Raw genomic sequence first — 10,419 nt, 5'->3', positions numbered from 1 at the left:
TTAATTAATTCAAGATAAGGTGGGCGAAGAGCACAAGTCAACCCTGATTGCACTACTGTGCGGGATTCCAGCTGTTGTTATCAGGTTTGAGGATTTTCAAACCTATGAGGAACTCGTTACCTTATGACTAGTCTAAAAACGCATAAAGTTTAAATCATGCAATTGTGGAGGTTTGGGAAGGCAAAACTTAGCAACATGATTTAACTGGGGAATACACACTTTATGAAAAAGCTGGTAGACAAAAAATTAAGCAGAGCTTCTATTTCAGTTATATTGAAACTGGAATAAAGTATGTAATAAATTTGGAGGGTGTGTATGCAAGAATCATTAGAAATTATTTCTGCTGTAAATAATTTTTATAGCCAGTCATTTGGACAACTTATTACAATAACGTTAGGCTTTTTGGCGTTTATCGGAGTCTTTTTGCCAATATTGTTAACTTTTTACCAAAAAAGATTAGTTAACTTGGAGCAAACAGAAATCGAAGCAATGTTAACTAAAAGGCTTGGACAAATAGAATCGTCGCTTCAAGAAAAACTTGATAGAGATTTAGCAGAAAAAGACATTTTACTAACTCAAAAGATAAGTAATAGTGAAGAAAAATTACAAGAAAGGGTGTCGCATGCATTATCAGGGGTTTTGTTTGTACAGGGCTCCTTACAGTTAAGTAATAAGCTTTACTGGTTGGCTTCTTATAGTTTCGTTAGAGCTGCAAAGGAAAGCATTAAAGCGAATGAAGAAGGAAACCTCAAGAAAGCATTGAGATTGATCATAGTAAATTGTTCCCCTAATATGACAGAACAAAATTATACAGAAGCACCATATGAAGAAGTCTTAGATGGGTTTCTAGAGATGTTATCTCACTTCAATCATAACAATAGATACACAGATGAAATCAATCAATTAAAAGTTTTATTCGAAAAGTTTTATACAATTTCAAATAAAAAAAGAACCTCTTAAATTTAACCCTGATGCCAAAACGGGGTACCTAAAACCGGGGTGGAAGGCGTAGCGAATTCGCGTTGTGGCATGGTGCCTGAGTTGTAGCCTAAGCGTCCGGCTTCGATGGCGAGCTTGAAGGCGCTCGCCATATTGATTGGATCATCGGCCAAAGCCACCGCGGAATTAAGCAACACCCCATCAAAACCCATTTCCAAAGCTTGAGCTGCGTGGGATGGTTTGCCGATGCCCGCATCGACAATCAGAGTGGTATCGGGCAGACGTTGGCGAATCAATTCCATATTATAGGGATTCATAATGCCTTTGCCCGAACCAATCGGTGATGCCCAAGGCATGACGATACGGCAACCGACATCAACTAAACGTTGACACAAAACGAGATCATCACTCGCATAAGGGAAGACTTCAAAGCCGTCCTCAATTAATACCTGCGCGGCTTTGACCAAATCAAATGGATCGGGTTGCAGGGTGTAGTCATCACCGATCACTTCGAGTTTAACCCAGTTGGTACCAAAAATTTCACGTGCCATCTGCGCGGTGGTAATCGATTCTTGAGCCGTTCGGCAACCAGCGGTATTGGGTAGAATGTGACAACCGAGTGATTGAATAATTTGCCAAAACGCCTGTCCACTTTGGTCACCTATATTCTGCCGACGAATCGACACGGTGACCACTTGGCTTTCACTGGCTTGAATCGCCTGGCGCATAATCTCGGGTGACGGATAAAGCGCTGAACCGATTAACAAACGGCTTTGCAATAAAGTATCTGCCAATGACCAGGCCTGGTTGTGAGTTGTCATATTCATTTCCTGTATTTTTATTCAGCAAAGAGACACGAAGGCACAGGATATTTGTAGGTTGGATTAGGTCGAAGACCGTAATCCAACATGCTCTTGACGCATGATTGTCAGATTACGGCTTGCAGCCTAATCTGACCTACTTTGTATACTGTGTTTAAAACCAAATCAGCCGCCTTGCATGGGGGCGACGATTTCTATGCGGTCGTTTTCATTTACAAACGTGTCAGCGTATTGGCTTTTGGGCACAAAGTTTTCATTCAGTGCTAACGCAAATGCGCCTTCAATTTCCAACTCAAGCACCAGGCTGGCTAAGGTTTGAGCATTGCTTTCTGTTGGTTTGTCGTTAATCAATAAAATCATGTTTCACCTTGTGGTTCGACTAATTCTTTAATTCAGCCAGTGCCTTTTCAATCATCGCAGGGGAGAATAAATAACCGTGGCGGTAGAGCCCGTTAATGCGCGTTAACCCCTCAAGTTGCTCAATGCGCGGTAAATTGTCGCCCAGCGCCGGACGGCAATTGGTGAGTTGATTGACAATGCGTGCCTCAGCAAAACCAGGGTGCACGCTATAGGCGGCAGAGAGTAATTCCAAGCTCGAGCGCACCGACATCGGACTGCGGTCTTCGCTTTCGATTTCACTCGCGCCGATGATATAGCGTCCATTGGCGCGCGGCACAATATAAATGCGATAACGTGGGTGCATTAAGCGTACTGGCCGCGTGAGGTTCACCTCGGGTGCATCCAGCCAAAGCACTTCACCACGTACGCCGCGTAAATCTTTTAACGCCGCTTTCGCACCTAAGCCACGACAATCAAATACCCAGTCATAATAATCTTGCTGTTTGCAACAATGAACAACGTGAGCTTCAACTTCTTTTGCCTCAGTACTTACGCGCCATTCGACTAGCGGATGGTTTTTTAGCAGGCGTTCGCTTTGCGCAAAAAACTGGGTGGAGTCTACCTGGCCTTCGTTAGGCAACCACCAAGCCTGGTGATGATGTGTCAGTTCTGGTTCAAGTTCGCTAATGCGTGCGTTGTTTAGCGGTTCGACTTGGCTGTTTTGATGGCCGGCGGGCATTTTATCCAGCAGTTGCCGCATAAAATGCTGCAGATCGGCACGGTCATTATGATGCGCCAAAATCAAGCTGCCACGGTGTTGAAAATCGACCGCATAACCTTGTTGCGCCATCCAAGCAAGCAGGCCTGGCCAAAGTGCAATCGAACGTGTACCGAGTTTAAATAACTCGGCATCCATTAACTCCAATTCAGCATAAGGCGCGAGCATGCCAGCCGCGGTATAACCAGCGGCATTAGGTGTGGCATCTGACGCATCTTTTTCATACAGCGTGACCTGAATCCCGCGCTGAATTAAATTCAACGCCAGCACGCGACCGACCAGGCCTGCACCGGCGATGCCAACGGTTTTTAAACCGTCTAGCTTCATAACTTAAGCCTGCTTTTTAGTTTTGTGATTCAGCTGCTCAACCGGCACCGAAATTTCACTGCCCAGTTCTTTAAAGGTTTGCGCTTGTTCCGCCATACCCGCTTCGAGGGCTTTTTGTTCATCCACACCCAGTTGCGCTGCGTAATCGCGCACTTCTTGGCTGATTTTCATTGAGCAAAATTTTGGTCCACACATGGAGCAGAAATGCGCGACTTTAGCCGAATCACGTGGCAAGGTTTCATCGTGATAGGCCATCGCACGTTCTGGGTCTAGGCCGATATTAAACTGATCCATCCAGCGGAATTCAAAGCGTGCTTTGCTCATTTCATCATCACGGTAACGTGCGCCTGGATGTCCCTTGGCGACATCGGCGGCATGGGCCGCGATTTTATACGCCATCAAGCCTTCTTTGACGTCTTCACGATTTGGCAAGCCTAAGTGTTCTTTTGGTGTGACATAACACAGCATCGCCGTACCGTACCAACCAATCATCGCCGCGCCAATCGCTGAGGTTATGTGGTCGTAACCGGGTGCGATATCCGTGGTCAGCGGGCCGAGAGTATAAAATGGTGCTTCGTGGCACAGTTCCAATTGCAAATCCATGTTCTCTTTAATCTTGTGCATCGGCACATGGCCCGGGCCTTCGATAATGGTTTGTACATCGTGTTTCCAAGCGATTTTTGTGAGTTCGCCCAGGGTTTTGAGTTCGGCCAGCTGCGCTTCATCATTCGCGTCTGCTAATGAACCTGGGCGTAAGCCATCACCCAACGAAAAGCTGACATCATAGGCTTTCATGATTTCGCAGATATCCTCGAAATGGGTATAGAGGAAACTTTCTTTATGGTGCGCTAAACACCATTTCGCCATAATTGAGCCGCCGCGCGACACAATGCCGGTCACTCGTTTGGCCGTCATCGGCACATAACGCAATAACACCCCGGCGTGAATCGTGAAATAATCCACCCCTTGCTCGGCCTGCTCAATCAGCGTGTCGCGATAAATTTCCCAAGTCAGGTCTTCCGCGATGCCATTCACCTTTTCCAAAGCTTGATACAAAGGTACGGTGCCAATCGGTACCGGCGAGTTACGCACAATCCAATCGCGGGTGGCGTGAATGTTTTTGCCAGTGGATAAATCCATCACCGTATCGCCGCCCCAGCGAGTTGACCAGACCATTTTTTCGACTTCTTCGGCAATCGAAGAGGTGAGAGCCGAGTTGCCGATATTGGCGTTGATTTTGACCAAAAAGTTGCGCCCAATAATCATCGGCTCGGATTCAGGATGGTTGATGTTATTTGGAATGACCGCACGACCAGCGGCGACTTCATCACGCACAAAATCAGGCGTGATCAGTTCTGGCAAGTTCGCGCCAAAGCTTTCGCCTTTTAAGCGCGCTTCGCGTTCGGCATCGATCACTTCAGAGCGGCGTTGGTTTTCACGGATCGCGATAAATTCCATTTCCGGCGTGATAATCCCCTGGCGTGCGTAGTGCATTTGGGTCACATTTTTGCCCGTCTTGGCGCGTAATGGTATGCGTTTTAAGCCTTTTTCCGCCGCTAAAAGTTCTTCAGGTACATCCGTTTCGCGCTTGTAACCATTATCCACCGCTTGAATTTGACGGCCTTCGTATTCTTCCACATCGCCACGCGCCGCAATCCAGGACTGGCGAATCGGCTCAATCCCCTGAGTTAAATCAATGCTCGCATTCGGATCGGTATAAGGGCCGGAGGTATCATATACAGTTAGCGTTTCGCCATTCGTCAGCGCGATTTCGCGCATCGGTACACGGATGTTTGGGTGGATTTTGCCTGAGATATAAGCTTTGCTCGAAGCCGGTAACGGCTCGCGAGTGATTTCGCTATGCGCGGCGGTGTGTTTAATATTCTGTGACATGTTTTTCTCCAAATAATTTTGGGATAGAAAAACAGCGTGAAAAGCCGGTGGGGCGTTTGTAATAACAGGCGAGGAGGGTTTTATGTGCAACCACCAGGCCTGGTTATTTTAAACGCAGGCGCCGGAGGCATTCAGAAACGGCGAATAGAGTGGGTCACAAAGTATGAAGCACACGCCGATTAAGATGATTCTCTTCCCTACGCTGGTTCTAACCAGTTCAAGTTCAGCGGGTTCGGTCGAAGACCATCTCAGCGTTCGCGATCGCAAACGCACCCCGAGAGATGCCAAGCAGATTAAATTAGACCTGTCGACTTGTCAAGCATCTAGGGTTGAGAAGTTAGGCATAGCCGCTTAGACACGATATAATGCCCGCCTAATTTTGATAAAGAGGACGGCCTTGTGCTGTGTCAGGTTTTTCCCCAACAATATGATCAACAGCTAGCCGACAAACAGCAGCGTTTGTTAGGTTTGGTGCCGAGTATGGCGGATAAGTTGCAAGTGTTTGCGTCGGTGCCGGCGCATTTTCGACAACGCGCGGAGTTTCGTATCTGGCATACGCCGGAGCGCTTGTTTTATGCTATGTTTGATCCGGCTAATCCCAAGCACCCGGTCGAAATAGTATCGTGCCCAATGGCGGCGGAATCGATTGATAACTTGATGACGCCCTTGTTAGAAGCGATTGGTCAGCAAGAAATTTTAAGTAATGGCCTGTTTGAAATTGATTTTCTCGCCACCTTAAGCGGCGAAATGTTGGTGACTTTAATTTATCGTAAAAAACTCGACGACCAGGCCTGGTCGTCCGCCGCGCAAAGCTTGCGTGAAGTTTTGCCGATTGATCATATTATTGGCCGCAGCCGTAAACAGAAAATTTTGCTTGATCAAGATTTTGTGATCGAACGCTTAGAAGCCGACCACCAGGCCTGGTGGTTTCAGCAGATTGAAAATAGCTTTACCCAACCGAATGCTAAAATGGCGCAGAATATGTTGGCCTGGGCGCGCGAGCAAAGTCGCGATATTAATTCTGCGGGCGGTGATTTGTTGGAGTTGTATTGCGGAAATGGTCATTTTTCGATTGCGCTGGCCGATTTGTATGACAGAGTATTGGCGACCGAAATTTCTAAAACCTCGGTGAAATCAGCACAATTCAATTTGACAAAAAATGGCGTGGAAAATGTCGAGGTTATTAAGATGGCCGCCGAAGAGGTGTCACAAGCCTTGCAAGGTCAAACATTTAATCGTTTGGCAGACATTGATTTATCCAGTTATCAATTCAACACTATTTTTGTCGATCCGCCGCGTGCGGGGTTGGACGATTTAACGCGCCAATTATCGAGTGATTTTGATCACATTTTGTATATCTCCTGTAACCCAGAAACGCTGGCACGAGACTTGTCTATTTTAGAACAAACGCATGATGTAATGGCCGCGGCTTTATTCGATCAGTTCCCTTACAGTCACCACATTGAATCGGGCGTATTGCTCAAAAGGAAACCGACATGAGGAAAACCTTATGATTTTGGCCTGGATTGGCGCGTTATTAATTGGCCTAAGCTTAGGCTTGCTCGGTTCGGGCGGCTCAATTTTGACCGTGCCAGTATTAGTATATTTAGTCGGACAAGACCCGAAAGTCGCGATGGCTGGGTCCTTGATGATTGTGGGCGTGATCTCGTTAATTTCGGCGATTCCCTACGCGCGCCAAAAGACCATTGACTGGCGCATGGTGGCATGGTTTGGTATACCGGGCCTGGCAGGGGCGGTGTTTGGTGCTTGGCTGGCGCATTTTATTGATGGCGTCATCCAGATGTTAATTTTCGCCGTTTTAATGTTAAGCGCCGCTTATTTAATGTTTAAACCCGTCGACTTGAGCGATGCGCCTAAAGCGCCTCGTGCGGCTTATAAAATTGTGGCAGATGGCTTAGTGGTGGGCGCGGTCACCGGGCTCGTCGGTGTAGGCGGTGGCTTTCTCATTATTCCGGCGTTGGTTTTATTGGGTGGCTTGTCGATGCGTTTGGCGATTGGCACCAGTTTAGTTATTATCGCGATGAAATCCTTTGCCGGTTTTGGTGCCTACTTAGAGGTGTTAAGCGCTCTGAATCTCGCACTGGATTGGGGCATTATTATTAAATTCACCCTTATCGGTATTATCGGCGGTTGGTTAGGCCACAAAGTCAGCCACAAATTTGACCAGCAGTTATTGCGCCGAATCTTCGCCGTATTCCTCGTGCTGATGAGCGTATTTATTCTTTATCAAAAACTACCAGGCCTGGTGATGGGAAGCTAATGGAAGACGTTATAAAGACCAAAAAAGAAGCCGTGATTAAGCCGCCAAAGAAAATTTTGCAGCCGGTTGGGCGAGCCATTGCGCAATTTAATATGATCCGCGAAGGCGACCGGGTGTTGCTGGGTTTGTCGGGCGGTAAGGATTCACTCGCCTTATTAATGGTCTTGAAACATCTGCAGCGCCATTCGCCGGTTAAGTTTGAACTGGCCGCCTGTACGATTAACCCCGAAATTCCTGGGTTTGATCCTTCGCCATTAAAAGGTTTTTTAGCTGAGTTAAACGTGCCTTATTTTTACGAGTCGGAAGACTTGGTGGCCTTGGCCGATAAATATATGAAAGGCGATTCGTTTTGCAGTTTTTGTTCGCGCCAAAAACGCGGCAAGTTGTACACGGTTTGTCGGCGCGAAGGTTACAACGTATTGGCATTAGCGCAACATTTGGATGACTTGGCAGAAAGTTTTTTAATGTCGGCGTTTAATGCCGGTCAGCTTAGAACCATGAAAGCGCATTATTTAAATAACGATGGCGATGTGCGTATTATCCGCCCATTTGTAAAAGTGCGCGAAAACCAAACGCGTGACTTTGCCGAGGCGGCTAATTTGCCGGTGATTCCCGATAATTGTCCAGCTTGTTATGCTAAGCCGCAGGCGCGTCAGTATTTTAAACAAATGTTATTGGACGAAGAAAAACGCAATAAACATGTGTATGCCAATTTATGGACGGCGATGCAACCGCTGATTGCCGATGATAACCATGCGGGTTTAGCCGGTTTGGAGGAAGCCTGGGATGAAGAAGAGTAGCGAGCATCACCCAATTCAAGGTGCCCTGTTTAAAGGTTTGGTGCGGTCTTTATCTTGGTTGCCGCTTAAATGGAATCAGCGTTTAGGTGCGGCGATTGGGTGGTTATTATGGCGACTACCGAACTCGGCCAAACGCGTGTCGATTAAAAATATCGAGATTGCGTTTCCCAATCTAACAACGGAAGCGCGCGCGCAGCTGGTGAAGAAAAGCCTTATCGAAACCGGCAAAACCGCCACCGAATTGGGGGCGATTTGGTGCTGGTCACAGGCCAAAAAACTCGCTTTAATTAAACGAGTTGAAGGCGCGGAGCGGCTAGAGCAAGCGGTTTCTCAGGGCAAAGGTGTGATGGTGTTGTCGCCGCATGTAGGCTGCTGGGAAATCATTGGGCATTATCTAGCCGAACAGTATCCGACGACGATTTTATATCGACCACCGCGCATTGGTTCGCTTGATAATTTTATGCGACAAGCGCGACAATCAAGTGGCGTAAAATTACAGCCCACCGATATGTCTGGTGTAAAAGGGCTTCGAAAAGCGTTGAAAAATGCCGAAGTGGTCGGCATCTTGCCCGATCAAGACCCAGGAAAAAGTGGCGGTGTGGTCGCACCGTTTTTTGGCCAACCGGCGAATACCATGGTGCTGGTTTCGAAACTAGCGCAAAAATCCCAATGCCCGGTGTTTTATATTGTGGCGGAACGGTTACCGAATGCACAGGGTTATGTCATTCATTTATTAGACGCACCGGCCGAAGTGGCGTCAGCGGATGAACAAGAAGCCACCAGCGCTTTAAATCAGGGTGTCGAAACCTGCGTGCGCCAATTGCCCAGTCAATACCAATGGTCATACAAACGCTATAAAAACCTGCCTAAAGGCTATGCAAAAGTTTATTGAAGGGTGATTGAGACTCCCCCGCGTGAGTGATAACAGGGGGGGAGAAGTGCGGCTTGGTTATGAGGCCACTTGAAGCGCTTGATCAATATCAGCGATCAGATCGTCGATATGTTCAATACCTATGGACAATCGAACCATTTCTGGCGGTACACCAGCGGACTTGAGCTCAGCATCATTTAATTGTCGATGGGTTGTTTCGGCCGGTATACTGGCACAAGACTTAGCATCGCCAATATTAACTAATCGAATAATCAACTTGAGCGCATCGTAGAAGCGGCGCGTGCCTTCTCGTCCAGATGCTAATCCAAAACTTAAAATTCCAGAGGCTTGGCCGTTCATATATTTTTGCGCTAGCGCATGGTCCTTATGGCTAGGCAATCCCGCATAGTTCACCCAAGAAACCGCCGGATGAGCGTCTAAAAATTCAGCGACCGCTTGAGCGTTTTGACAAATACGTTCCATGCGTAAGGTCAGGGTTTCCAGGCCTTGAAGCAATTGAAACGCGCTGTTTGCAGATAAGGCCGCGCCCATATTACGCAAAGGCACTACACGACAACGCGCTATAAACGCCGCCTGGCCGAAATCTTGAGTATAGGTCACGCCGTGATAAGAAATGTCAGGTGTGTTTAGCAGCGGGAAACGCCCGGCATTTTCGGCCCAGGGAAAGGTACCGGCATCGACAATCACGCCGCCCAATGTGGTGCCGTGGCCGCCGATATATTTGGTGGCCGAATGGATAACAATATCCGCGCCGTATTCAATCGGGCGCCAGAGCGCGGGTGAAGGAACCGTGCTATCAACCACTAATGGAATGCCGTGGGCGTGAGCTAACTTGGCAAGTCGCTCAATATCGACAATGCTGCCGGATGGATTACCGATGGTTTCGCAATACAGCATTTTGGTTTTTTCATCAATCAAACCGGCGAGTTCTTCGTCGCTGGCATCCTTGTCAAAAAAGCGCACTTCTAAACCTTGACGAGGCAAGGTGTGGGCAAATAGGTTGTAGGTACCACCATAAAGTTCGCTGGTGCTAAGAATATTGTCGCCAGCTTCGGCCAGTGTTTGCACGGTGTAAGTAATGGCGGCCATGCCGGTTGCAACGGCTAATGCGGCAAGTCCACCTTCCATCGCGGTTAAGCGTGCTTCTAACACGGTATTGGTGGGGTTCATCATGCGCGAATAAATGTTGCCGGGGACTTTTAGGTCAAACAAATCGGCCGCATGTTGGGCATTGTCAAACGCAAATGATGAGGTTTGATAAATCGGTACGGCCACAGCTTTGGTGGTGGCTTCTGGTTCATATCCAGCGTGTAGAGCGAGAGTTTCAAGTTTCATAATTACGCTTCCTT

At 47.6% G+C, this 10,419-nt stretch carries 10 protein-coding genes and 1 riboswitch; of the genes, 5 read left to right on the top strand and 5 right to left on the bottom strand.

The window, feature by feature from the left end:
- The first annotated feature begins 315 nt into the window (after positions 1-315).
- Positions 316-960 carry a hypothetical protein gene (locus tag N746_RS0100250; protein ID WP_029933355.1) on the top strand — a complete coding sequence of 215 codons (645 nt, stop codon included), beginning with the start codon at positions 316-318 and terminating at the stop codon, positions 958-960.
- A 2-nt stretch (positions 961-962) separates the two neighbouring features.
- Here the strand turns inward: N746_RS0100250 and N746_RS0100245 are convergent, their stop codons facing one another.
- From N746_RS0100245 to thiC, 4 genes are all read right to left on the bottom strand, one after another.
- Positions 963-1,760: a thiazole synthase gene (locus N746_RS0100245; RefSeq protein WP_029933354.1), complete on the bottom strand. Its 798-nt coding sequence runs from the start codon at positions 1,758-1,760 to the stop codon at positions 963-965.
- 165 nt (positions 1,761-1,925) lie between these two features.
- A complete protein-coding gene (gene thiS, locus N746_RS0100240) occupies positions 1,926-2,120 on the bottom strand; it encodes a sulfur carrier protein ThiS (protein ID WP_029933353.1) in 195 nt (64 codons plus the stop codon).
- Positions 2,121-2,139: 19 nt separating this feature from the next.
- Positions 2,140-3,204 (bottom strand): FAD-dependent oxidoreductase, encoded by a 1,065-nt coding sequence (locus N746_RS0100235; protein WP_029933352.1) that lies wholly within the window; start codon positions 3,202-3,204, stop codon positions 2,140-2,142.
- Positions 3,205-3,207: 3 nt separating this feature from the next.
- Entirely contained in the window at positions 3,208-5,097 is a 1,890-nt protein-coding gene (gene thiC / locus N746_RS0100230; protein ID WP_029933351.1) for a phosphomethylpyrimidine synthase ThiC, read from the bottom strand.
- Positions 5,098-5,274: 177 nt separating this feature from the next.
- Positions 5,275-5,384, bottom strand: a riboswitch (TPP riboswitch).
- Positions 5,385-5,496: 112 nt separating this feature from the next.
- On the opposite strand from thiC, the gene trmA reads away from it, so the two are divergent.
- Genes trmA through N746_RS0100210 form a run of 4 tightly spaced genes read left to right on the top strand, consistent with a single transcriptional unit; the run spans position 5,497 to position 9,070 of the window.
- Positions 5,497-6,597, top strand: a complete 1,101-nt coding sequence (gene trmA, locus N746_RS0100225) for a tRNA (uridine(54)-C5)-methyltransferase TrmA (RefSeq protein WP_029933350.1) — start codon at positions 5,497-5,499, stop codon at positions 6,595-6,597.
- Positions 6,598-6,607: 10 nt separating this feature from the next.
- The gene (locus N746_RS0100220) at positions 6,608-7,378 is read left to right on the top strand and encodes a sulfite exporter TauE/SafE family protein (protein ID WP_029933349.1); all 771 of its coding nucleotides are present in this window, start codon (positions 6,608-6,610) and stop codon (positions 7,376-7,378) included.
- Positions 7,378-8,178, top strand: a complete 801-nt coding sequence (locus tag N746_RS0100215; RefSeq protein WP_051678413.1) for a PP-loop family protein — start codon at positions 7,378-7,380, stop codon at positions 8,176-8,178. The genes N746_RS0100220 and N746_RS0100215 overlap by 1 nt, the downstream gene beginning before the upstream one ends.
- Entirely contained in the window at positions 8,165-9,070 is a 906-nt protein-coding gene (locus N746_RS0100210) for a lysophospholipid acyltransferase family protein (protein WP_029933347.1), read from the top strand. Before N746_RS0100215 ends, N746_RS0100210 begins: the two co-directional genes overlap by 14 nt.
- A 57-nt stretch (positions 9,071-9,127) precedes the next feature.
- Here the strand turns inward: N746_RS0100210 and N746_RS0100205 are convergent, their stop codons facing one another.
- Positions 9,128-10,405: an O-acetylhomoserine aminocarboxypropyltransferase/cysteine synthase family protein gene (locus N746_RS0100205; protein ID WP_029933346.1), complete on the bottom strand. Its 1,278-nt coding sequence runs from the start codon at positions 10,403-10,405 to the stop codon at positions 9,128-9,130.
- Between the last annotated feature and the right edge of the window lie 14 nt (positions 10,406-10,419).

The sequence above is a fragment of the Thiomicrospira pelophila DSM 1534 genome, from assembly GCF_000711195.1.
In the GTDB taxonomy this organism is placed as follows: Bacteria; Pseudomonadota; Gammaproteobacteria; order Thiomicrospirales; family Thiomicrospiraceae; genus Thiomicrospira; species Thiomicrospira pelophila.
The sequence above is the reverse complement of the archived record's forward strand: the minus strand, read 5'-3'. Positions and strand labels throughout refer to the sequence as shown.